The organism is Pseudomonas sp. m6p, assembly GCF_055760375.1.
In genome coordinates this window covers 5,758,230-5,782,965 of sequence record NZ_CM147084.1, presented here as the reverse complement: position 1 = coordinate 5,782,965, position 24,736 = coordinate 5,758,230, and the positions used below count along the sequence as shown (strand labels likewise).

The following is a 24,736-nucleotide window of genomic DNA, read 5'->3' as shown; positions in this document are numbered from 1 at the left end:
GTAGCCCTATTTATTCTTGTCGGGCGGTTCCCGGATTCGCAAAGGATGTGTTTAGAATGGCCCTCGTCGCCATCTCCCCGGATTCGCCGGGGATGTTGCGCAACAGGGTGAAACCAGCCAATAAAACAAGAACGAAGACGAGCTCAGGACGAAGGACGAGCAGCGGTGATCCCGACTCGATTCAGCGCCTGGCCGTCATAGCGTGAAACTGCCGGGATGGTGGTGTCACCGTGGGATGCCATGAATTTCATTCTTTACTCGGACGTCAATGACCGCTCCATCAGCCAGAGTCTGGGGCGTCCGGAATACAGCTATTACTTCGTGCTCAAGGCCTACCGTCCTGTGCTGGAAAGCCTTGGACAGGTGCACGTCGTGTCGTCGGCGGCTGAAGTCGACCCGTTGTATCGGCAGTTGCAACTTGCCGGTCAGGACTGCCTTTTTCTTTCGTTTGCGCCGCCGCATAAAACCCCGACCGACCTGCAGTGCCCCGTGGTCTGCGTGATCGCGTGGGAGTACGATTCGATCCCGGATGACCCTCGCGATGACGATACGCGGCACGACTGGAGCCGGCTGCTGGCCAGCCATGGTCGGGCGATCACGTTGTCCAGTCACACCGCACAAGCCATTCGCCGGACCATGGGCGAAGATTTCCCGGTACTGGTATTGCCGACACCTTTGTGGGAAGGCTTCGCCGGGGTGCGCCGGCAGTTCCCGCCTGCTGCGGTGAACCCGGGCGCGGTGTTGCAGATCAAGGGCTGCATCATCGACAGCCGCACGCTCGGTTTGTCCGCCGATGGGCTGATCGCACCCGCCGTCGATGTGCAGGAGCCGCAGCCCGACGCGGTGGTTACGCCCGAAGCAGCGCCATTACCGCCACTGACCTTGCGCCGACGTGCGTTCATCACCAAACACTACCTGCGCGAAAGTTATCGCGCCGCCGCGACCCCGACTGACCACGGGCCGCTGTTTTTGCTCAAGCACAATCTGTTGTTGTGGTATCGCGAAGCCGTTCGCGACTTGCTGCCGCTCGCCCTGCGCCGCCAGCTCTTCCGATTGCGTACCCCGGCCCCCGAGCCATTGCCGCCGGCCGTCATCGTCGAAACACCGCCGGTGGTCGAGCATCCGCAGGCCAGCCTGCCGGACACCAGTGCCACGGTACAGACCGAGGTCAGCGGTGTGGTCTATGTGAGCGTGTTCAACCCTGAAGATGGACGCAAGAACTGGCATCACCTGATCACGGCGTTCTGCTGGGCCATGCGCGATGTCGAAGATGCCACGCTGGTGCTGAAGATGACGCAGAACGAGCTGGCGACTTATTACGTGCACCTGATCACCTTGTTGTCGCAGCTGTCGCCCTTCGCCTGCCGGGTGGTGGTCATGCACGGCTATCTGGAGGACGAAGAGTTCGCCAGGCTCTACGGTGCTGCCAGTTTCTACGTCAACGCGTCCCGCTGCGAAGGTTTGTGCCTGCCACTGATGGAATTCATGTCCTGCGCTCGTCCGGTGATCGCGCCGGACCACACGGCAATGCACGACTACGTCGACGAGCGCGTCGGCTTCATCGTCAAGTCCAGCCGTGAGCCGACGATCTGGCCGGATGACGTGCGGATCCTCTACCGCACCCTGCGCCATCGTCCGGATTGGGGCTCGTTGAAAACCGCTTACGAAAACAGTTACGCCATGGCCAAAAACGATCCGGTGGCTTATCAGGCCATGGCCCTGGCGGCCAATGAGCGAATGCGCGATTACTGCAGTTTTGCCCCGGTGCAGCAGCGTCTGGCGCAGTTTTTTCAACTGACGCCGAGTGCAGGCCCACAGTTGATCGCCGAGGCGGGGACTGCATCATGCTGATCATCATTCATTCGGAAACCAACAAGAGCAACATCCAGCAGAACCTCGGCCGGCCCGAGTACAGCTATTACTTCGTGCTCAAGGAATTCCGCCCGGTGCTGGAGCGCCTCGGGCAAGTCATTGAAGTGAGCAACCCGGACGAACTGGTTGATCGCCTGTACTTCGATTGTCTGAGCCGTGGCGAAGCGTGCGTGTTCCTGTCGTTCTCGCCGCCGCATCGCACACCGATTCATTACGCCTGCCCGACCATCCCGGTATTTGCCTGGGAATTCAGCACTATCCCCACCGAGAGCTGGCAGGGCGAGCCACGTCACGACTGGCGCGTGGTGTTGAACGCCTGCGGCATGGCGATTACCCATTCGAGTTTCACGGTGAACGCGGTCTGCGACGTGATGGGCGCGGACTATCCGATCTGCGCGATACCCGCGCCAGTCTGGGACCGTTTTGCCGCACGCGGTGCGCAGTTGCGCAAGCAGCCTGTGGTCGAAGCGGTGCAGTTGAAGTTGCGTGGCCTGTTGCTCGACAGCCGCACGGTGGATCTGCGCGCGTACGGTCCGCCGGGGTTGTGCGAAGGCACGCCAATGTCATTTGCCGGGCCACCGCAGGACTGCCAGTTGCAACTGGACGGCGTGGTCTACACCTCGGTGTTCAACCCGTACGACGGGCGCAAGAACTGGCAGGACATGATCAGTGCCTTCTGCACCACGTTCCGTGACGTCGCCGATGCCACCCTGGTGCTGAAGCTCACGCACCATGACATCGCCAATGCCCTGAATGACATGCTGCATCACCTGTACAAGAACCAGTCCTACCAGTGCCGGATCGTGCTGATCCACGGTTATCTGGCGGACGCCGATTACGAAGCGCTGGTGCAGGCCACCAGCTATGTGGTCAACAGCTCCTATGGCGAAGGGCAGTGCCTGCCGCTGATGGAGTTCATGTCCTGCGGCAAACCGGCGATCGCCCCGCTGAACACGGCGATGGCCGACTACGTCGACAGCGACAACGCGTTCATCGTTGATTCCACCGACGAGCTTACGGCATGGCCCCACGACCCACGCGCGGCTTACCGTACCTTGCGCTACATGACCGATTGGGACTCGTTGTGCGCTGCGTACCGCGACAGTTATGAGGTGGCGAAAAACGACGTTGAACGCTATGCGCGAATGTCCGGGCATGCCGTTCACAACCTGCAGAAGTTCTGCAGTCAGGCGAGTGCAGAAGAACGCCTGCGGAGGTTTTTTGCGCAGCGCGCGCAGGCCCTCAAGCCGTTGTCCGTGGAAGCCTCGGGCGCATGATCCGGCGTCTGCTCGCACGCTTGCTCCCGGCTCCGTCGCCTGCTGCACCTGCACCTGAGCCAAGCGCGCAGGTCTCGCCACGGGATGTGGGGTTGCATGACGCGATTCTCGACGGCTGGTTTTTGCCGGGCAGCGGCGAGTTGCTCAAGGGCTTCGCGATCACGGCTGACGACACCTTGCTCGACGTCGGTTGCGGCGAGGGCGTGGCGACGCTGTTCGCTGTGCGGCAGGGCGCCTCGGTGATCTTCACCGACAGCGAACATGACAAGGTTCGCGATCTGGCCCGGCAGGTGGAGGCGCAGAGCACAAAGCCGAATCTGGGGCTGGTCAGCAACAGCCTGCCATTGCCGCTGGCCGCTGGTTGCGCGAGCAAAGTGGTGTGCATGGAAGTGCTGGAGCACATCGATCAGCCGGAACCGTTCATGGCCGAACTGGTGCGCATGGGCCGCCCCGGTGCGCAGTATCTGCTGAGTGTGCCGGCACCGGTGGGCGAGCACCTGCAACAAGGTATAGCCCCGGCCAGTTATTACCAGACGCCCAATCATGTGCAGATTTTCACCGAGCAGCGCTTTGCCGAACTGGTGGAGAACGCCGGGCTGGTGATCGAGCATCGGCAGGCCAGCGGCTTCTTCTGGGTGATGGGCATGATCTTCTTCTGGGCCAGCGAACGCGCTGCTGGCCGGGACCTCGGTGGCGCGGTACGCGACCGGATTCAGGCGCCGTATCCGCCGCTGATGGAAAGCTGGGCACGGACCTGGCAAGACCTGCTGGCGCAGCCTGACGGTTTGGCGATCAAGCAGATGCTCGACCGCTTCATGCCCAAGAGCCAGGTGATCATCGCCCGCAAACCGCTGGCTGGCGAAACCTGCACCGGGGGCCAGCCATGAGCGCCAGGCGGATCATGGACATCGAGGTGCTGCGTGCCATCGCCGTGCTCGGCGTGCTGTTCCATCACTTGCAGGGCAGCCTGTTCACCGACACCGTGCCGCTGCTGGAAAAAATCCACGCCTGGGCGCAACCCTGGTGGGGCGTTGATCTGTTTTTTGCGATCTCCGGCTTCGTTATCGCGCGCAGCCTGATCCCCGCGCTGCAAGGCTGCACCACGCGTCAGGAGTACTGGCAGCAGACGCGCAATTTCTGGCTGCGCCGGGTGTTTCGCCTGTTGCCGTCGGCCTGGTTGTGGCTGGCGCTGATTCTCCTCGCGTGTGTGTTTCTCAACCGCTCCGGTGCCTTTGGCAGCTTGCACGCCAACCTGCAGGCGACGCTGGCGGGGGTGTTGCAGTACGCCAATTTCCGTTTTGCCGACAGTTTCTTTCATTACGAGTACGGCAGCAGTTTCGTCTACTGGAGCCTGGCGCTGGAGGAGCAGTTTTACCTGCTGTTCCCGCTGCTGATTGTGCTGTGCCGCAAGCATCTGGTCTGGGCCTTGCTGGCGCTGGTGGCGGTACAACTTTTCACCCTGCGCACGCCGTTGCTGATGGTGGTGCGCACTGATGCCCTGGCGCTCGGCGTGCTGCTGGCGCTGTGGAGTGCGCAACCTTCTTACCAGCGCTGGCAGCCGACGTTTCTGCGGCGACCGTGGGCTGGCGTGTCAGTGTTGATCGGCGTGGCGCTGCTGATGAGTTTCATGGCCACCGACCGTTTCACTTTCGCGCCTTATCGCATCGGCTCGATTGCCGTGCTCGGCGCGCTGCTGGTGTGGATCGCTTCGTACAACCGCGATTACCTGCTGCCGGCAGGCCACCTGCAGCGGCTGATGGCGTGGATCGGCAGTCGTTCCTACGGCATTTACCTGATTCATATCCCGGCCTATCTGCTGGTGCGGGAGCTGATTTTCAGGCTGCAGGCTGCCGGTTTGCCGAGCCCGGCCGGGCACCCGATGCTGACTGTGCTGATCGCCTTCGGCCTGATCGTGCTGCTCAGCGAGCTGAACTACCGCTTCATCGAAATGCCGATGCGTAATCGCGGTGCCGCCCTGGTACGGCGCCTCGACACGTCCCGAACTGCCGTTTCAACCCCCGGAGCCACCTCATGCTGAGCCTATTGAAAAAACTCACGGCGCCTGCACCGGCCCCCGCGCAACCTGTCGCCCCGGTGGCGGACAAGGTCGATCCGTACATGCTCGGCCTCTACGATGCCAAGCTCAGCGGCTGGTTCAACCAGGAGACCGGCGAGCTGTTCAAGGGCTTCCCGGTGACCGCCAATGACACCTTGCTCGATGTCGGCTGTGGTGACGGCGGCAACGTGCATTTTTGCGGCATGCGCGGGGCGAAGATCATCATCGCCGACATCGAAGGCGCCAAGGTCGAGGCCACCCGCCAACGCCTGAGCGATACCCCGGCGCGCAGCGTCGAGTGCCACGTCACTGACTGTAATCCGTTGCCGATCGCCGACGGCACCGCTACCCGTGTGGTCTCCACCGAAGTCATCGAGCACGTCGACGACCCGGCGCAGTTTCTCGCCGAGCTGGTGCGGGTCGGCCAGTCCGGTGCGCTGTACCTGCTGAGCGTGCCGCACCCAAGCTCTGAAGATTTGCAGAAGGACATTGCGGCGCCGGAGTATTTCCAGAAGCCCAACCACATTCGCATCATCAGCGAAGCGCAGTTCAAGACGCTGGTCAGCGACGCCGGGCTGGAGATCATCAGCCACAGCCAGTACGGTTTTTACTGGTCGATGTGGATGCTGTTGTTCTGGGAAGCCAAGGTCGATTTCAGCAACCCGGATCACCCGTTGCTCGAGCATTGGGCCAACACCTGGCAAGCGGTGCTCGATTCGCCCCGGGGTGCGCAGATCAAGCAGGCGCTGGACGCGGTCGTGGCGAAGAGTCAGGTAATCATTGCCCGCAAGCCTTGAGTCGCTCCACCAGGGATTTGTGTACCCTGCATTTTTGCATCGGCAGGGAATAAACATTTCATGCGGTTCGGCTTTTCGATTTTGATCGCGGCAACGCTGCTGCTCGCTGCTTGCGAGCGGCAGGATGCCCCCGCCCTCGATCAACAACTTTATATCTGGCAACGTCAATGGACGCCGGCCCATGACGCCGCCCTGCGCGAAAGCCGCGAGAGTTTCTCGACACTGCGCGTGCTGGCCTTGCAGGCATTCCCCAATGACGGCTGGCATCGGGCGCAAATTGATGCGCCGTTGCTCAAGCACGATGGCCGACCGCTGATTGCGGTGGTTCGTCTCGACGGTCAGCTCAAGGCGCTCGATCAGCAACAGGTGAGCGCACAGATCCTTCAGATGCTGGCTGACTGGCAAGCGCAGGGCCTGACGGTAAGCGGGGTCGAGATCGATCACGACGCCGGTAATGCGCGTTTGCTGGCGTACAGCGAATTTCTCGTGCATCTGCGTGGCGCATTGCCGGCCAACTTGCCGCTGAGCATCACTGCGTTGCCGGCGTGGCTCGACAGTTCGCAACTGCCGGCACTGCTGGCCAGCGTCGACAGCAGTGTGCTGCAGGTGCACGCGGTCAGCGATCCGCGTCGTGGTCTGTTCGACCCCGAGCAGGCGCGGCGCTGGGCCAAGGCCTGGGGGCGAGTGAGCGACAAACCGTTTTATCTGGCGCTGCCGGCCTACGGCGTGGCGCTGTTGCCGGATGCCGATGGCGTTCCGGTGGTGGAAAGTGAAGTGCCACTCGAGCGCGGCGGCCAGCGGCGCGAATTGCTCGCCGATCCGCAACAACTGAGCCGACTGGCCACTGACATGCGCGAGGATCGCCCGGAACATCTGGCCGGGTTGATCTGGTTTCGTCTGCCGCTGGCCAATGATCGCCGCGCCTGGAGCCTCAGTACGCTGCGCGCTGTGGCCCGTGGCGATACGTTGAGCAGCCGGCTCGGTCTGACGTTCAGCGACCACGATGGCCTGCAGGACATCGCCCTGCGCAATGTCGGTAACCTCGACAGTGCCTGGCCCACGCGCATCACCGTCAAGGCCAGCGCTTGCGAGGGCGCCGATGCGCTTGCCGGTTACGCGTTGCAACAGAGCGCGGATCTGCTTACCTTCACCCGCCTGCGCGACGGTCGTCTGCCGGCGGGTGGACAACGTGCCATCGGTTGGGCGCGCTGTGCATTTATTGATCAAGGAGGTTCGCATGTTGACCCGTAACTGGCCCCGCCATCTGCTCTGCCTGAGCCTCAGCCTGCCGCTGGGTTCGGCGCTGGCCTGCGGCCCGGACTTTCCGATGCGCCTGCTCGACAATCGTGGGCAAAGCCTGGCCGAGCTGCCGGAGGGCAACTTCAACTTCGAGATCAGCCGCCTCGGCAAAACCATTGCCGGACTGAAGAACGTTACCGCCGCGACGCAGAATCCCGACGACATGTACGGCGACGAGAACGAGCCTGCGGCGCTTCGCGAAAAAGCCGAACAGGTGGGTCTGAGCGCCGAGCAGCAAGCACTGGTCAAGCAACTGCGCGGCCTGACCGACGCGCGTCAGGTCGAGGCGCAGGGCGCCAGCCTGCCGGCGGAAATCCGCTTGTACGTGGCCGGCGCGGTGGCGTTTGCCACTGGCGATCATCCGCTGGCGATCGAATACTTCAACAAAGTGCTGGCGCTGCCGGCCGATCAGCGTCCGCTGCGCAGCACTTGGGCGGCATACTCCCTGGGCCGCGCCTGGTTTGCCATGAGTGCCGAGGCGGACGATGTCATTGAAGTGCTGGAGGACGCACGCGCAGCCTTCCGTCAGGCCCGACAATTGAGCATCGATGGCTTCAGCGATCCGCTGGAACTCGGTGTCGCCAGTCTCGGTGAGGAGGCGCGAGTGCTGCGCAACGCCGGTGACTGGAACGGCGCCATCGAACTGTATGAAGCGCAGAACCTGCACGGCTCGGCCGTGGGTTATACCTCGCTGAAACAACTGATGAATGAGCTGGCCGAACTGCCCGAGCCGCAACTGGCCAAGTTGCTGGAGCGCAAGGCTGTGCAGCAATTGGTTACCGCCTCGTTGATCAGCCGGATGGGCTGGTCGTTCGACGAACAACCGCCGAACGAGAAGAAGCTGATCAAGCTGCTGCAGGACAGCACCCGTGGCAGCCTGGAAAACGCCGATCGACTGGCGGCCATGAACTATCAACAAGGTGATTACGCCAGCGCCAAAGCCTTCCTTGAAAATGCCGGTGATGGCGGATTGGCGTGGTGGTTGCGGGCCAAGCTGGCGGTGCGTGACGGTGATAAAAATGCCGCGGCTGCCGCCTATTCCAAAGCTGCGCAGGCTTTCCCGCAGAGCGAGGATTGGGGCTACCGGCGCACCCCGGACTGGGACTTTGAAACCGTCCAGCCGAAATGCCGGGTCGAAGGCGAGAGCGCGATTCTCGCGCTGCAACGTGGCGAATACCTGCAAGCGTTCGTGCAGTTGTATCGCAGCAACAGCATCTACTGGTTCGACGCGGCGACGGTGGCCGAGCGCGTGCTGACGGTCGATGAGCTCAAGCGCTATGTCGATGACAACGTGCCGGCGCCGCCGGCGCTGACCCAGCAGCAGCGCGACAACTATGTGCCGCTGCCGGTCGCCGCCAGCCTGCGCAATCTGCTGGGCCGGCGCTTGCTGCGTGAAGGGCATTACGAGGAAGCGGTCGGCTATTTCGACAATCCCGACCTGCAGCACAAGGCCCGGCTCTACGGCGAACAACGGATGAAGGCCGACGCTGCGTGGTGGCCGACCAAACGCGCCAGCGCCTTGTACAACGCGGCGTGGACCGCGCGTGAATGGGGCATGGACATTCTCGGTTACGAGATGGCGCCGGATTACGCCACGTTTGGCGGCAATTACAGTCTGGAAAGCACCGAGCTGAAAGTCGGGCCGCTGGTGGCCGAGGCTGAAGTCCAGCGCCAGAAGGCCAGCCAGGCGCAACCGGACGAGCGTTATCACTACCGTTTTGTCGCTACCGCGCTGGCCAGCCGGGCTGCCGACAACTTGCCGCACACCAGTCAGGCGTTTGCTGCGGTGTTGTGCAATGCCGCCGGTTTCAACAGCAGCCTTGAAGAACAGAGCGCGTTGTATCGACGCTACGTCAACGAAGGCCCATACGTGCCTTGGGCGGTGGACTTCGGCAATCAGTGCCCGTACCCGGATTTCGAAAACGCCGACAAGCGTTACGTCACCCAGGTGACCGATGCCGTACGCAATACGTTGCGCCCGTATAAATGGCCGGTGGTCGGTGTCCTGGTGCTGTTCAGTGCGGGCGCCTTGGTGTTGCTCAGTCGTCGGCGCAAGGCACGCAAGCCCTAAGCCTGCTGGATAAACGTCAGGCGCACGGCAAAGCCGATCAACAGGCTGCCGAACAGCCATTGCTGAACGCGTTGGGCGGTTGGACTGTGTTGCAGCCAACGGCCCAGCGCCGCGCCGGTCAGGGCATAGGCGCTGTCGAACAGCAGCCCGACGCCCACCAGCAACACGCCGAGGGTGGCAAATTGGGTCAGTACCGCTGCGCCGTCATTGACGATGAATTGCGGCAACAGCACCGAGCAGAACAGCAACGCCTTGGGGTTGAGCAGATTGGTCAGCAGGCCACGGCGAATCGCCTCGCGCCATTGCCCTTGGGTGTGTGTCACGGCAGGCGTGTTCAGGTTCGGCAGCAAGCTGCTGCGCAAGCATTGAATGCCGATCCACAGCAGGTACGCCGCCCCGGCCAGACGCACCATATCAAACGTCCACGGTGCCGCCTTGAACAGCGCCGCCAGACCCAATGCCGCCAATGCCACGTGACAGCCTCGGGCGATCGCCAAGCCAACGGCGGTCGCCAGCGCCGTACCGCGACCCTGTCGGGCACCGGTTTGCAGCAACAGGATCATGTCCGGCCCCGGCAACAGGAAGACCACCGCCAATGCCAGAAAAAACAGCCAGATACTTGTCATGTCGCAGCCCTTTCGTTGTCGATTCGGTGAGCAAAGTTTATGGCGCAAGGGCGGGGCAGGTGCTTGCGAAGTCAGCTTCAAAAAGCCACAGGATTGGCATAACCTGCTTTCTTTTTGCCACTTGACCAGCAGGATCTGCCAACCATGAAACTCGACGCTTTTGACCGCAAGATTCTCGCGGCGCTGCAACGCAACGGCCGGCTAAGCAACGTCGAACTGGCGGATGAGATCGGCCTGTCGGCGTCACCGTGCCTGCGTCGGGTGCGGATGCTCGAGGAGGCCGGGGTGATTCGTGGCTATCAGGCCAACCTCGATCGCGATGAGGTGGGGTTGGGGCTGACGGTGTTTGTCGGGGTCAAGGTCGAGCGCCACAACGATGAGCAGGCCGAAGCCTTTTACGCGGCGGTCACGGCACTGCCGGAGGTGATTTCAGCGTTTCTGGTGTCCGGGGAATCGGACTTTCTGTTGCAAGTGGTAGTGCCGGACCTGCGCGCGTATGACCGCTTTCTCAGCGGCTGTCTGCTGAAGCTGCCGGGGGTGAGTGACATTCGCAGCAACTTTGCGATTCACACCGTGAAGACGCCGGGTGCGTTGCCGTTGGGGCATCTGCCGCTGTAGAGCGGGTTGCTCCCACATTCGACCGCAGTCCTCCAGCAGGAACACGGTCAACTGTGGGAGCTGGCTTGCCAGCGATAGCGGTGTGTCAGCGACCGCAACGGTTACAGGACTGACGCCATCGCTGGCAAGCCAGCTCCCACAGGGTTTAGGTGACCACCTACATCTGCGTTGCCATCCCCTCGACATTCATCGCCGCCTGACGCAGCGCCTCGGAGCGGGTCGGGTGCGGATGGCAGGTCAGCGCGATGTCTTCGGCCGAGGCGCTGAACTCCATGGCCACGCAATATTCACCAATCATTTCGCTGACACTCGGGCCGACCAGGTGCACACCGAGGATTTCGTCTGTGCGTTCGTCGGCGAGGACTTTGGCAAAGCCTTCGGTTTCGTGATTGATCTTCGCCCGACTGTTGGCGGTGAACGGGAATTTGCCGACTTTGTAGGCACGTCCTTCGGCCTTCAGTTGCTCTTCGGTCTTGCCGACGCTGGCCAGTTCCGGCCGGGTGTAGATGACGTTGGGAATCAATTCGTAATTGACCTCGCCGGCCTTGCCAACGATTTGTTCGACACAGGCCATCGCTTCGTCTTCAGCTTTGTGCGCGAGCATCGGCCCGGACGTTACGTCGCCGATTACCCAGACGCCATTGGCTTCGGTGCGGTGCTGGCGGTTGGCGAGCATGCCACGCTTGTCGGTGCTCAGCCCGACGTTCTCCAGGCCCAGGCCTTTGGTGTACGGGCGCCGGCCGATCGCGACCAGTACGTAGTCGGCTTCCAGTAACTCGGCGCTGCCGCCCGCTGCAGGTTCGACGCTGAGCTGCACCCCGTTGGCCGAGGTCGTGGCGCGGGTGACTTTCGAGCTCAATTTGAAGCTGATGCCTTGCTTGCTCAGCGAACGCTGCAGGGTCTTGCCGGCCTCGGCATCGACGCCCGGACAGATGCGGTCGAGGTATTCGACCACGGTCACCTGGGCGCCGAGACGCCGCCAGACCGAGCCCAGCTCCAGGCCGATCACTCCTGCACCGATGACCACCAGATGCTTGGGTACTTCACTCAGCGACAGCGCGCCGGTGGAGTCGAGGATGCGCTGATTGTCGATCTCGACGCCGGGCAGGGGCGTGGGTTCGGAGCCGGTGGCGATGATGATGTCCTTGGCGCTCAGCTCGGTCTTGTTGCCCTGATCGTCGGTCACCGTGACTTTGCCCGGTCCATTGATGTGGCCCCAGCCTTTGATCCAGTCGACCTTGTTCTTGCGAAACAGAAACTCGATGCCTTTGGTCAGGCCGCTCACGCTGTCGTCTTTCTGTTTCATCATTTGCGCGAGGTTGAGCGTGGGTTTGACCTCGATGCCGAGGTTGGCGAACTCCGCACCCATGGCCGCGTCGTACAGCTCCGAAGCATGCAGCAAGGCCTTGGACGGCATGCAACCGACGTTCAGGCACGTGCCGCCGAGGGTGGCGCGGCCTTCCACACACGCGGCTTTCAGGCCCAACTGGCCGGCGCGGATCGCCGCGTTATAACCACCGGGGCCGCCGCCCAGAATGACCACGTCGTAGTGACTCATGCTCTTGCTCCTCGTTGGGGATGCGGATCGCTAAAAGTAGTAGGCGATTAAAATTACGAACGTAATATGTGCGTTTCCGGACATTTCGGTCAAGGCTTCAGGCAAGCGACAGGTTGCGCATCTTTAGATAAGCGAATTTGTGTACGAATATTTCACGCTTTTCGTTATATCGTAACGATTGGACCGGTGAATCAATGGCTTTGGGGTGATATGCAAGTCGATCTGGATGTCGATGGCACGCAAGTGACCGGGTTGCCGCGCTTTCAGCAAGCGGCTGCGCAGGGGCGACGATTGCGCCGTCTGGCCTTTGGCCTCGGTGGATTGGCCGGGGCAGGGTGGGTGCTGGCGTTGTTTGTCGAGCTGTTTGCCGCGCAATCGATATGGCCGGCCTTGCTGGTGAATCTGGGCGCGGCGTTGCTGGTGCTGGTCGCCGGACTGCAGTCGGCGTGGTGGGTGACGCAATGGCGCGCACGGGTCATGCACCCAGTGGCGCAGCAACCGCTGAACGAGGTCGAGCAAACCGCTCCTGACGGCTGGTACGAACGGGTGCTGGAGCGATTGAGTCAGCGCGGTCTGCACCTGCTCGGTCAGATTGGCGTGGCCACGTTGTGGCTGGGCGGCTGGTCAGTGCTGGTGATTATCGGCATCGAACAAGTCTGGAACCTTGCGTTGCCGCCAGCTGCGGTTGGGCTGTCGGCTACGGTGGGCGCCGTGCTGATGTTGCTGTTGGGTTTCGGCCTGTTGGTGCTGGAGCGGCAACTGGCTCAGGAAAACCCCGCGCAATGGCCGGAAGCCGGGTCCCTTGCGCAACTTACGCGGGTGGCGATCATCAGTCTGGTACTGGGGGCGTTGTGCCTGCTGTTCGCCAGCGAGGCTTCGGTGTGGCCCGTGCGCCTTGCGGTATTGATCGGGATCTTGCCGGGATTGATCGCGATCGAGTTGCTATTGCGCGCAGTTTTGTCGGTATTCAGCCCTCGACGCGAGCAGCTGGAACCGACTCTGCTGGCGCGCAGTTTTGTTGCCGATATGCTGCGTTGGCCACCACAGCCATTACTCGCTTTGCAGCACGAACTGCACAACCGGTTCGGCATCGATTTGCGTCAGATCTGGGCGTTCAGCTACATGCGCCGCGCTTTTCTGCCGGTGCTGGCGCTGGTCGCCGCCTTCGGATGGCTGCTGACCGGGATCCACGAAATCCCGCTGCAAGGGCGCGGTATCTACGAGCGCTTCGGCAAACCGGTACAAGTCTTTGGCCCTGGCTTGCACGCCGGTTTGCCGTGGCCACTGGGCCGTGTATTGAGCGTCGAGAACGGTGTGGTGCACGAATTGGCAACCAGCGTCGGCGATGCGCCTGCGCCGACACAGGCTGACCCCGCCGAAGGCCCGGCGCCGATGAGCGCCAACCGCTTGTGGGATGCCAGCCACGTTAACGACAAATCCCAAGTGATCGCCAGCAGCCGTGGCGATCAGCAGAGCTTTCAGATCGTCAACATGGACGTGCGCTTCGTTTATCGCATTGGTCTGAGTGATCAGGATACTTTGGCCGCGACTTACAACAATGCCGATGTGCCGACGCTGATTCGCAGCACCGCGAGCCGGATTCTGGTGCACAACTTTGCCTCGCGTACCCTCGACGGTCTGCTCGGTGCTGACCGGGTTGGGCTGGGCGAAGAAATCGGTCGCGCGGTGCAAGGCGATCTGCAGAAGCTCAACAGCGGCGTGGAAATTCTCGCCACCGTGGTCGAAGCGATTCACCCGCCAGCCGGCGCCGCCAATGCTTATCACGGTGTGCAAGCGGCACAGATCGGCGCGCAGGCGTTGATCTCCCGTGAGCGCGGCGCTGCGGCTGAAGCCAGTAACCAGGCGTTGTTGCAGGCCAGCCTTGCCCGTGATCAGGCCAGTGCCAGCGCTCGCGAAATCAACGCCACGGCGCAGGCGGCAGACCTGAAGTTCAGCGCTGAACAGAAAGCTTATGCCAGCGCTGGTCAGGCATTCGTGCTGGAGCAATACCTCAGCCAACTTAGCCACGGTCTGAGCAAAGCCAAACTGTTGGTACTCGACCACCGATTAGGCGGCAGCAGCAATGCGCCGACCATCGACCTGCGTACGTTCACGCTGCCGGCTGATCCGACGCCTGCGCGCACCACCGCTCAACCAGGAGTTGCCCCTTGAGCCAGTCGCACACTCACGATTCCCATGATCACAGCGGCCACGATCACGGCCACGCCGGGCATCACCATCATCATGGGCATCATCACCATCACCACGGTGCGCCGGAGGACGCGGGACCGTTCCCTTGGCGGCGGATGGGCTGGGCGCTGTTGCTGGTGGCGTTTGCCATTGCGGCGGCGAGCCTGGTGCAAGTGCGCTCGGGTGAAGCCACGGTCATCACCCGTTTCGGCAATCCTTCACGGGTGCTGCTTGAACCCGGTTTGAGCTGGCGCTGGCCGGCGCCGTTCGAAGCGGCGATCCCGGTGGATCTGCGCCTGCGCACCACCTCCAGCGGTTTGCAGGATGTCGGCACTCGCGACGGTTTGCGCATCATCGTCCAGGCCTACGTGGCGTGGCAGGTGCAGGGCGATCCGGATAACGTGCAGCGTTTCATGCGCGCGGTGCAGAACCAGCCGGACGAAGCGGCGCGGCAGATTCGTACCTTTGTCGGCTCTGCGCTGGAAACCACCGCCAGCAGTTTCGACCTGGCGGATCTGGTGAATACTGATGCCGGCAAAGTGCGTATTGCCGATTTCGAGGCGCAACTGCGTCAGCAGATCGACCAGCAGTTGCTGGCCACTTACGGTGTGCGCGTGGTGCAGGTGGGCATCGAACGCCTGACCTTGCCTTCGGTCACGCTCACCGCCACGGTCGATCGGATGCGCGCGGAGCGTGAAACAATTGCCACCGAACGCACCGCCATCGGTAAGCGGGAAGCTGCACAAATTCGTTCTGCTGCCGAGCGCGATGCACGAATTGTTCAGGCTGACGCGACAGTTAAAGCCGCAGAAATCGAAGCGCAATCCCGAGTCGAAGCGGCGCAAATTTATGGCCGTGCCTACGCTGGGTCGCCGCAGTTGTACAACCTGCTGCGTTCGCTGGACACCCTGGGCACTATCGTCACGCCGGACACCAAGCTAATCCTGCGCACCGACGCCGCGCCATTCCGCGTGCTGGTGGACGGCCCGCCGAATGTCGAAAACAAATCCGGATCGCAGCCATGAGTGATGAAGTTCCACGTGGAACACATTCGCTGAGCAGTCCGTGGATTCAGGCCGGACGTTTGGCGTTTTTTGCCTTGTACGCGGTCACGGTGTTGGCCGCGTTGGCGTGGGCGTTTTCCAATGTGCGGCAGATCGATCCGCAGAATCGCGCCGTGGTTCTGCACTTTGGCGCACTGGAACGCATCCAGAATGCCGGGCTGTTACTGGCTTGGCCACAGCCGTTCGAGCAGGTGGTTTTACTACCGGCAGCGGATCGGGTGATCGAGCGTCGAGTGGAAAACCTGCTGCGCAGCAGTGAGGCGATCAAGGCTGATCGTGTAGCGACTTTCGCCACACCGCTAAGCGATGCATTGGCCGGTTCCGGTTACTTGCTGACGGGGGACGCCGGCGTGGTGCAACTGGATGTGCGGGTGTTTTACAAAGTGACCGACCCTTACGACTTCGTCCTGCAGGGTGGTCATGTGCTGCCGGCACTGGATCGGCTGGTCACCCGTAGCGCTGTGGCTTTGACCGCTGCCCGGGATCTGGACACGATTCTGGTCGCCCGTCCGGAGTTGATCGGTACTGATAACCAGGCCGCCGAAAGACGTGAGCGTCTGCGCGGTGATCTGGTGCAAGGCATCAACAAGCGCTTGGCTGAGTTGAAGGCGAGCGGGCAGGGCATCGGCATTGAAGTGGCGCGGGTCGACGTGCAGTCGAGTCTGCCGGACCCTGCGGTCAGCGCTTTCAATGCGGTTCTGACCGCCAGCCAGCAAGCCGACAAAGCCGTTGCCAACGCACGCACCGAAGCAGAAAAACTTACCCAGACCGCCAACGAACAAGCCGACCGCATCCTGCAAGTGGCCCACGCGCAGGCCGGCGAACGGTTGGCAAAAGCCGCTGCCGATACCGCCACGGTGCTGAGCCTGGCCAAGGCGCAACAACAGGGTACCGACCCGCAGATGCTCCTGCGGCTGTACCGTGAACGCATGCCGAAGATTCTTGGCCAGGCCGGTTCAGTGACCACGGTCGATCCGAAAGACGATTCCCGCCTGATCATTCAGGGAGCCAGCAAATGACTGCGACCACTGCCGCACCGAGCCTGTTGTCCTCGGCCGAACAGCGCCGCGCCGCACGGCAATTGACCTTGGCGATGCTCGCCCTTGGCTTGCTCGGCCTCGGTCTGCTCTGGCGCTGGCTGTTACCGGAGCAAACCGGTGTCAGTCAGTTGCTGCTGGGTTTCGCTTCTCTATTGGTGGCGGTGCCGGTGATGCGCTCGGCGTGGTACAGCCTGCGCTATCCAAGCCTGCACGGCATCACCGATCAATTGATCGCCCTGGCGATGCTCGGTGCGTGGGCGACCGGCGATCTGCTGACCGCCGCGTTGCTGCCGATCATCATGATCTTCGGCCACGTGCTGGAAGAGCGCAGCGTGATCGGCTCGCAGGAAGCGATTCACGCCCTCGGCCAGTTGACCCGCAGTCACGCGCGCAAGATTCAGTCCGATGGCTCGATCATCGAAGTCGATAACGGCACGCTGAAACCCGGCGACACGGTTGAGGTGCGGGCCGGAGATCGGGTGCCAGCGGATGGTCGAGTGTTGTTCGGCCAGGCCAGCCTTGACACGGCGTCGATTACCGGTGAGTCGGTTCCGGTGGAAACGGCGGTGGGCATGACGGTGTTTGGTGGCGCGATCAACCTCGACGGCTTGCTGCGCATCGAGGTGACCCGTACCGGCGATCAATCGACGCTGGGCAAAGTCATTGCGCTGATGCAGAACGCCGAGCGCTCGAAGCCGCCCATAATGCGCCTGCTTGAGCGCTATGCCGGTAGCTACATGGTGCTGGTGTTGCTGCTGGCGGCGGTGACCTGGTTTGTCACCCATGACGCGCAGGCGATGCTCGCGGTGCTGGTGGCGGCATGTCCCTGCGCTTTGGTGCTGTCGGCACCGGCCACGGCGATTGCCGGCGTGGCAGTGGCGGCGCGCCACGGCATTCTGATTCGCAGTTCGGCGTTCCTTGAGGAGTTGGCAGATCTCACTTCACTGGTGGTCGACAAAACCGGCACGCTGACTTACGGCACCTTGCGTTTGCAATCGATCAGCAGCCCACGACTGGATCAGGCCTCGGTAATGGCACTGGCCGCCAGCCTCGGGGCGGCCAGCAGCCACCCGGTCAGCCGCGCGTTGGCTGGGCTGGTCAGTCAGGAACAGAGCCTGCCGCTGACTGATATTCATGAGCGTCAGGGTCTCGGTGTAGTCGCCACGACTGCCCAAGGCGAGGCGGCGTTGGGCCGGCCCGAGTTGTTCGCGCAACTGGATATCGTCACCACCACCGTTCCCGAGCACGATGGGCCGATTGCCGGATTGGCACTGAACAGCGAATTTGTCGCCTGGCTGTTGCTGGCCGACAGCGTCAAACCGGAAGCCCGCTTTGCCCTCAGCGAATTGCGCGAGCTCGGTCTGGGTCGCCAGTTGCTGTTGACCGGCGACCGCCTGAGTGTCGCGCAGACCCTGGCCCGCGAGGTCGGCCTGCAAGAGCTGGAAGCGCAGGCGCTGCCCGAGGACAAACTCAACCGCGTACTGAAGGAAATCGACAACGGATTTCGGCCGATGGTGGTGGGCGACGGCATCAATGATTCGCTGGCGCTGAAGGCTGGTGTGGTCGGTGTCGCAATGGGCGCGGGCGGCGCTGACATCGCACTGGCCTCGGCGGATATCGTCTTGATCGGCAGTGATCTGCGCCGCCTCGGAACCTGTGTGCGGCTCAGCCGCCAATGCCGACGAACCTTGCAGGTTAACGTGATCATCGGTCTGGGCTGGACCTTGGCGATTGTCATCTTTGCTGCATTTGGCTGGCTCGGCGCGGCCGGGGCGATGATCGCCGCGCTGCTGCACAACCTCAGCACGTTGCTGGTGTTGGGCAATGCCGGACGGCTGCTGCGGTTTCAGGAGCCATTGCTCAAGCTCAAGGACGGTCATTGAAATGATTTGCAGCGAACTGTGCGCCGAATAGGCAGTCATCTATATAGAAGGCGCACACGTCATTGCCGGTTTCCGTGTCGAAAGCACGGGTTGCATTCCGGCCTGCTGGCGCGTCTGAAACGATAGTCTCGGCTAATTAAATCGATAGCCTGCTATTTTTCAAGGATGGTCTACCCTCAGATCTGACGTCTGAAACAAGGGGGGATTTTCCATGCTCGCGCAACTTCCACCGGCCTTACAGAATCTGCAGCTTCCGCTTCGCCTGCGACTCTGGGACGGCCATGAGTTCAACCTGGGGCCGACGCCCAGCGTCACCATCGTGGTCAAGGACCCGACGATGGTCACCCAGTTCACCCATCCAAGCCTCGACGCGCTGGGGGCGGCGTTTGTTGAAGGCAAGCTCGAACTGGAGGGCTCGATCAGCGAGGTCATCCGGGTCTGCGACGAATTGAGCAGCGCCTTGCTCGATGAAGATGAAGGCGCTCAGCCAGTGCGTGCAGTGCACGACAAGGAAACCGACGCCAAAGCCATTTCCTATCACTATGACCTGTCCAACGCGTTCTATCAGCTGTGGCTGGACAGCGACATGGCGTATTCCTGCGCGTATTTCGAAACGGGCAGCGAAACCCTGGAGCAGGCGCAGCAAGCCAAATTCCGCCATCTGTGCCGCAAGCTGCGTTTGCAGCCGGGCGATTACCTGCTGGATGTCGGTTGCGGCTGGGGTGGTCTGGCGCGTTACGCCGCACGTGAATTCGGCGCCAAAGTGTTCGGCATCACCCTGAGCAAGGAACAGCTGGAACTGGCCCGCGAGCGGGTCAAGGCCGAGGGCCTGGAAGATCAGGTTGAGCTGCAATTGCTCGACTACCGCGATCTGCCGCAGGACGGGCGTTTCGACAAGGTAGTCAGCGTCGGCATGTTCGAACACGTCGGTCACGCCAACCTCGCTGAATACTGCAAAGTCCTGTTCGGTGCAGTGAAGGAGGGCGGTCTGGTGATGAATCACGGCATCACCGCCAAACACACCGATGGTCGTCCGGTAGGACGCGGCGCTGGCGACTTCATCGAGAAATACGTGTTCCCCAACGGCGAGTTGCCACACCTGGCGATGATCTCGGCCGAGATCAGCGAAGCCGGGCTGGAGATCGTCGATGTCGAAAGCCTGCGTCTGCATTACGCGCGCACGCTGGATCACTGGAGCGAGCGGCTGGAGGATAACCTCGAAGCGGCCGGGAAACTGGTACCGGATCAGGCGTTGCGTATCTGGCGGCTGTATCTGGCTGGATGTGCCTACGCGTTCGCGCGTGGTTGGATCAACCTGCACCAGATTCTGGCAGTGAAGGCTCATCCGGACGGCAGTCATGAACTGCCCTGGACCCGTGACGACATCTACAATCCTTGATGCCTGAACCCTGCCCTCTCCCTTGGAGAGGGTGATGGGCTTCTAGAGAATCGGTGAAATAAGCCGGGCGATTCGCATGCCGAGCTGTTGCAGGCGGTGGATCTCCCGGCTTTCTTCTTTGGCAACCTCATAAGCCTGCTCGAAATCATCGTTGAGCATACGTTCCATGTGGGCGGCGAATTCGCTGTCGACGGTCAGTAGCATCACTTCGAAATTCAGCCGGAACGAACGGTTGTCCAGATTGGCGCTGCCGACGGCGCTGATTTCGCTGTCGATCAACACCACTTTCTGATGCAGGAACCCCGGTTCGTAGCGGAACACCCGCACGCCGGCGCGCACCGCTTCGAATGCATACAGGCTGGACGCGGCGTAGACGATGCGGTGATCGGGGCGCGATGGCAGCAGCAGGCGCACGTCGACGCCGCGCAGCACCGCCAGACGCAACGCGGCGAACACGGCTTCATCGGGAATGAAGTACGGGCTGGTGATCCACACCCGCTCGGTTGCGGCGTGGATCGCTTCGACGAAGAACAGCGAACAGGTTTCGTAGGCGTCGGCCGGGCCGCTGGCCAGCAACTGACAGAGCACGCCGTCGTCCGGGTAAACGTCCGGCAGGATCAGCGGCGGCAATGTGCGCGCGGCCCAGAACCAATCCTCGGCAAATGACTCCTGCATGCAGGCCACCACCGGCCCGCGCACTTGCACATGGGTATCGCGCCATGGCGCCAACGGCGGCTTCTCGCCCATGTATTCATCGCCAACGTTGTGCCCGCCAACAAAGCCGAGCACACCATCGACCACGACGATTTTGCGGTGGTTGCGGAAATTCACCTGGAAGCGATTGAGCCAGCCGCTACGTGTGGCGAAGGCTTTGACCTCGACACCGCCATCGCGCAACGCCTGTACATAACTGTGGGGCAGGGCGTGGCTGCCGATGCGGTCGTAGAGCAGATGAATCGCCACGCCTTCGGCAGCTTTCTTCAGCAACAGATCGCGCAGGCGCTGCCCGAGGCGGTCGTCATGGATGATGAAAAACTGGATCAGTACGGCTTCGCGCGCTTGATCGATGGCCTGGAAAATCGCCTCGAAGGTCGCGTGGCCATTCACCAGCAGTTGCACTTCGTTATTCGCCAGGCATGGCATCCGCCCCAGTTTGGGCATGGCCCGTAGCGAGGCATAGGCATTTGAGGCGCGGGCGGTGAGGGCTTCTTCGACCCACGGACGCCAGTTCAACTCGGAGATCGCCTGGCGCATCTGTTCGTTGGCCTGGCGCCGTGCCTTGATATAGCCGTCGAAGGTACTGCGGCCGAAGACCAGATAAGGGATGAGTGTCAGGTAGGGAATGAAAATCAGCGACAATGCCCAGGCGATCGAGCCTTGGGCGGTGCGAACGGTCAGCACCGCGTGGATCGCGGCGATCAAGCCGAGGCTATGTATCAGGGCGATCAGATAGCCGAAAATGTGCGGTCCAAAATAATCCATGGGGCAGCCTTGCTCCTGAAGACTCAATGCGTAACAGACCATGTTCCGAGGCGAATGTCGCTATTTAATTGGTGCATGAACCGAAGCAATCGGCCGACGTCTAACGGCCACTACTGATCAGGAGTTTTTTCGATGAACGTTCGTCTGCTGGGTTTGGCGCTGGGCCTGGGTTTGGCAATGCCGGTGGTTGCGCAGGCGCAAATGCTGCAGCCGGGGTTGTGGGAAATGACCTCAAGCAACGTCAAGGTCGATGACCAGCCCATGGATGTGCAATCGATCCTCGGCCAGTTGCAAGGCCAGATGACCCCGCAACAACGCGCGGCGCTGGAGAAGAACGGGATCAACATCGGTGGTAAGGGCATTCGTGCCTGTCTGACGCCGCAGCAAGTGGCGACCAACGATATTCCGCTGGCCGATCCGCAGTCGGGCTGCAAACAGCAGATTACCGAGCGCACCGGCAACCAGTGGAAATTCCGCTTCAGCTGCCCGAAAGCGCAAGGCACGGGTGTCGCGACGTTCCTCAGTGATCGTGAGTTCACCACCGTGGCCAACGGCACGTTCAATGCGATCGGGATCAACCAGAAGGGCAGTCTGGAAACCCGTGCGGTGTGGTTGGGTCAGGATTGCGGCACCGTGAAGCCAAGAGCTTAAAAGCTTCGCGAGCAAGCTCGCTCCCACAGGGCCAGCGCGACTCCTTGTGGGAGCGAGCCTGCTCGCGAAGACGTTCTGTCAGACACCTGATCATTTAACGCATAAACCGCAGCGGCAGCCCCTGACAGCTTTCGTTGATGCGCTGCTCCCGCCATGCAATCTGCCCCGACACCAACGTGGTATTCACCCGATAGCGGAAAGTCTTGTCAGCAAACGGCGTCCATCCGCACTGCGACAGAATCGGTTGCCGCGACACCTCCATGGCCGCGGGCTCAACCAGCACCAGATCCGCCCAATACCCCTCGCGCAAATAACCCCGATCCGGAATCGCAAACAGATCCGCCACGCGATGGCTGGTCTTCGCCACCAACGTGGTGATCGGCAGCACGCCATCGGCCACCAGCTCGAGTAGTGCCGGCAGGGCGTGTTGCACCAGCGGTAACCCGGACGGTGCTTCGGTGTAAGGACGCTGTTTTTCCGCCCAGGTATGCGGTGCATGATCGCTGCCGATCACATCCAGCCGGTTGCTCAGCAGCGCCGCGCGCAAGGCGTCTCGGTCGGCCTGGGTCTTGATCGCCGGGTTGCATTTGATCAGGTTGCCGAGTGCTGGATAGTCGCGGTCATCGAACAGCAGGTGGTGCAGGCAGACTTCAGCGCTGATGTGCTTTTGAGTGAGAGGTTTGTCTTCGAACAGCTCCAGCTCGCGAGCGGTAGTCAGGTGCAAAACGTGCAGGCGGGTGCCGTGACGTCTGGCCAGTTCCACCGCCAGCGAAGAGGATCGGTAGCAAGCCTCGGCATCGCGAATCAGTGCATGGATATTCGCCGGCAGGCGTTCGCGCAGACGTGCTGCATTGGCCTCGATGCTTGGTGTGTGTTCGCAATGCGCCAGCAGAATCGTCGGCACTTCGGCGAATAAACGTTCGAGAATCTTAGGATCATCCACCAGCATATTGCCAGTGGAGGCGCCCATGAACACTTTGACCCCGGCCACTTCGCAGGGGTTGAGCGCGGCCACGGTGTCGAGGTTGTCCTGACTGACACCGAAGTGAAATCCGTAGTTGGCCACGGAGTTGATCGCCGCCCGGCGTTTTTTATCCGCCAGCGCTTCGAGATTGAGGGTGGCCGGTTGGGTGTTGGGCATGTCCATGAAACTGGTGATGCCACCCGCCACCGCTGCGCGCGACTCGGAGTGAATACTGCCCTTGGCCGGCGCTCCCGGTTCGCGAAAATGCACCTGATCATCAATCATCCCCGGCAACAGCCATTGGCCATTGGCGTCGATCTCCACACGGGCATTTTCACCGTCGATGCGGCCTGCGATCTTGACGATGCGACCATGGCTGACCAACAGATCGCCGTCGAACTCGCGCCCTTCATTGACCAGTCTGGCGTTGCGAATCAACACGCTGCTCATGGTTCAGAACTCGTTCTGCAAGGCTTTGTAACCGCGCACCAGATCGACATTGGTGCGCGCCACGTCTTCGGAAAACTCCGAGGCGCTGACACTCACCGGCGGGAACTGCGAGAGGTCGGTGCTGGGGCCGATGCGGGTGGTGGAGGGCACGTAGAACGCGTCCGGCAAATCGCGGCCATCGACCACCGAGTTGTGCCGCACCACACAGCCGTCACCGACCACGCAATTGAACAGCACGCTGTTGAATCCGATGAACACCCGGTCGCCGACTACGCACGGGCCATGCACGATCGAGCGGTGAGCGATCGAGGTGAATTCGCCGATGGTCACGGCAGCACCAGATTTCGAATGGATCACCACGCCGTCCTGGATGTTCGAATTGGCGCCGATGGTGATCGGCTCCATCGTGCCCGAAGCGTCTACTTCGTCGGCGCGGATCACCGCGTAGGGGCCGACGAACACATTCTCGCCAATGACCACCTTGCCGCAGATGATCGCGGTTTTGTCGACGTAGGCCGACTCGGCAATTTGCGGCAAATCGCCTGAGGGATTTTTGCGGATCATGGTTGGCTCAGCGCGTCGTAAAGGGTGTTGAGGTTGTATTCGAACAGTCCGGTAAAGGTGCTGGCCGGGCCTCTGGCGGCGAGGGCATCGGAGTACAACGTGCCGCCGATATGCGCGCCGCTTTCATCAGCGATCTGCTTGAGCAGGCGCGCGTCCTTGATGTTTTCCATGAACACCGCTTTGACCTTGGCCTGACGGATCTGCGTGATCAGTGCAGCGACTTCGGCGGCCGATGGTTCGCGCTCGGTGGAAAGACCTTGCGGCGCCATGAAGTCGATGCCGTAGGCCTGCCCGAGATAACCGAAGGCGTCGTGGCTGGTGACGATCTTGCGATTGCCTGGTGGCAGCGAGCCGAGCTTGGTCTTGGCTTCGGCGAGCAGGGCGTAGATCTGTTTCAGGTAGGTCTGGCTGTTGCGTTGATAATCGGCCTTGTTCGCCGGATCGGCGGCGATCAGCGCCTTGGTGATGTTGGCGATGTACAGCTCGGTGTTGGCCAGATTGTGCCAAGCGTGCGGGTCGGGAATGGTTTCACCGTCTTCATCGAGCGAGCGCGGAATCACACCGTGGCTGGCACTGATGAGCGGGGCTTGGGTGCCGGTGCTGGTCACCAGTCGATCGAGCCATGGTTCGAAACCGAGGCCGTTCTTGATGATCAGCTTGGCTTTGAGCAGCGCTTTGGCGTCGTCCGGTGTTGGCTCATAGGTATGCGCATCGGCGTCCGGGCCGACCATGTTGGTGATCTGGATATGCTCGCCGCCGACCTGATGCACCATGTCGGCGAGGATGCTGAAGCTGGTGACCACCGGCAATTTTTCCGCCGCCGATAACGACATCGACAGCAGCAAGCTGAACAACACGAGTAGAACGCGCATCGG

The 24,736-nt window shown here is 61.7% G+C and carries 20 protein-coding genes; 14 read left to right on the top strand and 6 right to left on the bottom strand.

Going from position 1 to position 24,736, the window contains the following annotated elements:
- Positions 1-240: 240 nt before the first annotated feature.
- Genes ACYZUM_RS26430 through ACYZUM_RS26400 form a run of 7 tightly spaced genes read left to right on the top strand, consistent with a single transcriptional unit; the run spans position 241 to position 9,372 of the window.
- Positions 241-1,851 (top strand): glycosyltransferase, encoded by a 1,611-nt coding sequence (locus tag ACYZUM_RS26430; protein ID WP_108184450.1) that lies wholly within the window; start codon positions 241-243, stop codon positions 1,849-1,851.
- The gene (locus ACYZUM_RS26425) at positions 1,845-3,149 is read left to right on the top strand and encodes a glycosyltransferase (RefSeq protein WP_108184280.1); all 1,305 of its coding nucleotides are present in this window, start codon (positions 1,845-1,847) and stop codon (positions 3,147-3,149) included. Before ACYZUM_RS26430 ends, ACYZUM_RS26425 begins: the two co-directional genes overlap by 7 nt.
- The gene (locus tag ACYZUM_RS26420) at positions 3,146-4,036 is read left to right on the top strand and encodes a class I SAM-dependent methyltransferase (protein WP_108184279.1); all 891 of its coding nucleotides are present in this window, start codon (positions 3,146-3,148) and stop codon (positions 4,034-4,036) included. The genes ACYZUM_RS26425 and ACYZUM_RS26420 overlap by 4 nt, the downstream gene beginning before the upstream one ends.
- The gene (locus tag ACYZUM_RS26415) at positions 4,033-5,187 is read left to right on the top strand and encodes an acyltransferase family protein (protein WP_108184278.1); all 1,155 of its coding nucleotides are present in this window, start codon (positions 4,033-4,035) and stop codon (positions 5,185-5,187) included. Before ACYZUM_RS26420 ends, ACYZUM_RS26415 begins: the two co-directional genes overlap by 4 nt.
- A complete protein-coding gene (locus ACYZUM_RS26410) occupies positions 5,181-6,002 on the top strand; it encodes a class I SAM-dependent methyltransferase (protein ID WP_108184277.1) in 822 nt (273 codons plus the stop codon). Before ACYZUM_RS26415 ends, ACYZUM_RS26410 begins: the two co-directional genes overlap by 7 nt.
- Positions 6,003-6,062: 60 nt before the next feature.
- Positions 6,063-7,253: a DUF3142 domain-containing protein gene (locus tag ACYZUM_RS26405; protein WP_108184276.1), complete on the top strand. Its 1,191-nt coding sequence runs from the start codon at positions 6,063-6,065 to the stop codon at positions 7,251-7,253.
- Positions 7,240-9,372, top strand: a complete 2,133-nt coding sequence (locus tag ACYZUM_RS26400) for a hypothetical protein (RefSeq protein WP_108184275.1) — start codon at positions 7,240-7,242, stop codon at positions 9,370-9,372. Before ACYZUM_RS26405 ends, ACYZUM_RS26400 begins: the two co-directional genes overlap by 14 nt.
- Here the strand turns inward: ACYZUM_RS26400 and ACYZUM_RS26395 are convergent.
- On the bottom strand, positions 9,369-9,998 hold the full coding sequence (locus ACYZUM_RS26395) for a LysE family translocator (protein ID WP_108184274.1): 630 nt from the start codon (positions 9,996-9,998) through the stop codon (positions 9,369-9,371). The genes ACYZUM_RS26400 and ACYZUM_RS26395 overlap by 4 nt on opposite strands.
- A 144-nt stretch (positions 9,999-10,142) precedes the next feature.
- Here ACYZUM_RS26395 and ACYZUM_RS26390 point away from each other — a divergent pair, with 144 nt between their 5' ends.
- Positions 10,143-10,616, top strand: coding sequence for an Lrp/AsnC family transcriptional regulator (locus ACYZUM_RS26390; protein ID WP_007960832.1), 474 nt, complete (start codon positions 10,143-10,145; stop codon positions 10,614-10,616).
- A gap of 157 nt (positions 10,617-10,773) precedes the next feature.
- Here ACYZUM_RS26390 and lpdA read toward each other — a convergent pair whose 3' ends face one another.
- On the bottom strand, positions 10,774-12,174 hold the full coding sequence (lpdA, locus tag ACYZUM_RS26385) for a dihydrolipoyl dehydrogenase (RefSeq protein ID WP_108184273.1): 1,401 nt from the start codon (positions 12,172-12,174) through the stop codon (positions 10,774-10,776).
- Positions 12,175-12,384: 210 nt separating this feature from the next.
- On the opposite strand from lpdA, the gene hflK (ACYZUM_RS26380) reads away from it, so the two are divergent.
- The 5 genes from hflK (ACYZUM_RS26380) to cfaB all read left to right on the top strand — a co-directional run bounded on the left by hflK (ACYZUM_RS26380) (position 12,385) and on the right by cfaB (position 19,750).
- Complete coding sequence (hflK, locus tag ACYZUM_RS26380) at positions 12,385-14,346, top strand: protease modulator HflK (RefSeq protein ID WP_473061373.1); 1,962 nt, start codon at positions 12,385-12,387, stop codon at positions 14,344-14,346.
- On the top strand, positions 14,343-15,389 hold the full coding sequence (gene hflC, locus ACYZUM_RS26375) for a protease modulator HflC (RefSeq protein WP_108184271.1): 1,047 nt from the start codon (positions 14,343-14,345) through the stop codon (positions 15,387-15,389). The genes hflK (ACYZUM_RS26380) and hflC overlap by 4 nt, the downstream gene beginning before the upstream one ends.
- The gene (hflK, locus tag ACYZUM_RS26370; protein WP_108184270.1) at positions 15,386-16,447 is read left to right on the top strand and encodes a protease modulator HflK; all 1,062 of its coding nucleotides are present in this window, start codon (positions 15,386-15,388) and stop codon (positions 16,445-16,447) included. Before hflC ends, hflK (ACYZUM_RS26370) begins: the two co-directional genes overlap by 4 nt.
- Entirely contained in the window at positions 16,444-18,351 is a 1,908-nt protein-coding gene (locus tag ACYZUM_RS26365) for a heavy metal translocating P-type ATPase (RefSeq protein WP_108184269.1), read from the top strand. Before hflK (ACYZUM_RS26370) ends, ACYZUM_RS26365 begins: the two co-directional genes overlap by 4 nt.
- A gap of 211 nt (positions 18,352-18,562) precedes the next feature.
- Positions 18,563-19,750 carry a C17 cyclopropane fatty acid synthase CfaB gene (cfaB, locus tag ACYZUM_RS26360; protein WP_047297352.1) on the top strand — a complete coding sequence of 396 codons (1,188 nt, stop codon included), beginning with the start codon at positions 18,563-18,565 and terminating at the stop codon, positions 19,748-19,750.
- 42 nt (positions 19,751-19,792) lie between these two features.
- On the opposite strand, the gene cls is transcribed toward cfaB, so the two are convergent.
- On the bottom strand, positions 19,793-21,232 hold the full coding sequence (cls, locus tag ACYZUM_RS26355) for a cardiolipin synthase (protein WP_108184268.1): 1,440 nt from the start codon (positions 21,230-21,232) through the stop codon (positions 19,793-19,795).
- Between the two features lie 132 nt (positions 21,233-21,364).
- Between cls and ACYZUM_RS26350 the strand changes: the two genes are divergently transcribed.
- On the top strand, positions 21,365-21,883 hold the full coding sequence (locus tag ACYZUM_RS26350; RefSeq protein ID WP_027610324.1) for a DUF3617 domain-containing protein: 519 nt from the start codon (positions 21,365-21,367) through the stop codon (positions 21,881-21,883).
- A 94-nt stretch (positions 21,884-21,977) separates the two neighbouring features.
- Here the strand turns inward: ACYZUM_RS26350 and ACYZUM_RS26345 are convergent, their stop codons facing one another.
- The 3 genes from ACYZUM_RS26345 to ACYZUM_RS26335 are packed head-to-tail and all read right to left on the bottom strand — an operon-like array spanning position 21,978 to position 24,733.
- A complete protein-coding gene (locus tag ACYZUM_RS26345) occupies positions 21,978-23,297 on the bottom strand; it encodes a dihydroorotase (RefSeq protein ID WP_108184267.1) in 1,320 nt (439 codons plus the stop codon).
- A gap of 3 nt (positions 23,298-23,300) precedes the next feature.
- A complete protein-coding gene (locus ACYZUM_RS26340) occupies positions 23,301-23,861 on the bottom strand; it encodes a gamma carbonic anhydrase family protein (protein ID WP_108184266.1) in 561 nt (186 codons plus the stop codon).
- Entirely contained in the window at positions 23,858-24,733 is an 876-nt protein-coding gene (locus ACYZUM_RS26335; RefSeq protein ID WP_108184265.1) for a metal ABC transporter substrate-binding protein, read from the bottom strand. Before ACYZUM_RS26335 ends, ACYZUM_RS26340 begins: the two co-directional genes overlap by 4 nt.
- Between the last annotated feature and the right edge of the window lie 3 nt (positions 24,734-24,736).

Bases quoted from the DNA above. Each gene is read 5' to 3' on its own strand.
- ACYZUM_RS26395 (WP_108184274.1), bottom strand. From the start codon at position 9,998: ATGACAAGTATCTGGCTGTTTTTTCTGGCATTGGCGGTGGTCTTCCTG.
- ACYZUM_RS26405 (WP_108184276.1), top strand. From the start codon at position 6,063: ATGCGGTTCGGCTTTTCGATTTTGATCGCGGCAACGCTGCTGCTCGCT.
- ACYZUM_RS26350 (WP_027610324.1), top strand. From the start codon at position 21,365: ATGAACGTTCGTCTGCTGGGTTTGGCGCTGGGCCTGGGTTTGGCAATG.
- ACYZUM_RS26390 (WP_007960832.1), top strand. From the start codon at position 10,143: ATGAAACTCGACGCTTTTGACCGCAAGATTCTCGCGGCGCTGCAACGC.
- ACYZUM_RS26345 (WP_108184267.1), bottom strand. From the start codon at position 23,297: ATGAGCAGCGTGTTGATTCGCAACGCCAGACTGGTCAATGAAGGGCGC.
- ACYZUM_RS26430 (WP_108184450.1), top strand. From the start codon at position 241: ATGAATTTCATTCTTTACTCGGACGTCAATGACCGCTCCATCAGCCAG.
- ACYZUM_RS26340 (WP_108184266.1), bottom strand. From the start codon at position 23,861: ATGATCCGCAAAAATCCCTCAGGCGATTTGCCGCAAATTGCCGAGTCG.
- ACYZUM_RS26415 (WP_108184278.1), top strand. From the start codon at position 4,033: ATGAGCGCCAGGCGGATCATGGACATCGAGGTGCTGCGTGCCATCGCC.
- cls (WP_108184268.1), bottom strand. From the start codon at position 21,232: ATGGATTATTTTGGACCGCACATTTTCGGCTATCTGATCGCCCTGATA.
- ACYZUM_RS26365 (WP_108184269.1), top strand. From the start codon at position 16,444: ATGACTGCGACCACTGCCGCACCGAGCCTGTTGTCCTCGGCCGAACAG.
- hflK (WP_108184270.1), top strand. From the start codon at position 15,386: ATGAGTGATGAAGTTCCACGTGGAACACATTCGCTGAGCAGTCCGTGG.
- cfaB (WP_047297352.1), top strand. From the start codon at position 18,563: ATGCTCGCGCAACTTCCACCGGCCTTACAGAATCTGCAGCTTCCGCTT.
- ACYZUM_RS26335 (WP_108184265.1), bottom strand. From the start codon at position 24,733: ATGCGCGTTCTACTCGTGTTGTTCAGCTTGCTGCTGTCGATGTCGTTA.
- ACYZUM_RS26410 (WP_108184277.1), top strand. From the start codon at position 5,181: ATGCTGAGCCTATTGAAAAAACTCACGGCGCCTGCACCGGCCCCCGCG.
- lpdA (WP_108184273.1), bottom strand. From the start codon at position 12,174: ATGAGTCACTACGACGTGGTCATTCTGGGCGGCGGCCCCGGTGGTTAT.
- ACYZUM_RS26425 (WP_108184280.1), top strand. From the start codon at position 1,845: ATGCTGATCATCATTCATTCGGAAACCAACAAGAGCAACATCCAGCAG.
- hflK (WP_473061373.1), top strand. From the start codon at position 12,385: ATGCAAGTCGATCTGGATGTCGATGGCACGCAAGTGACCGGGTTGCCG.
- ACYZUM_RS26400 (WP_108184275.1), top strand. From the start codon at position 7,240: ATGTTGACCCGTAACTGGCCCCGCCATCTGCTCTGCCTGAGCCTCAGC.
- ACYZUM_RS26420 (WP_108184279.1), top strand. From the start codon at position 3,146: ATGATCCGGCGTCTGCTCGCACGCTTGCTCCCGGCTCCGTCGCCTGCT.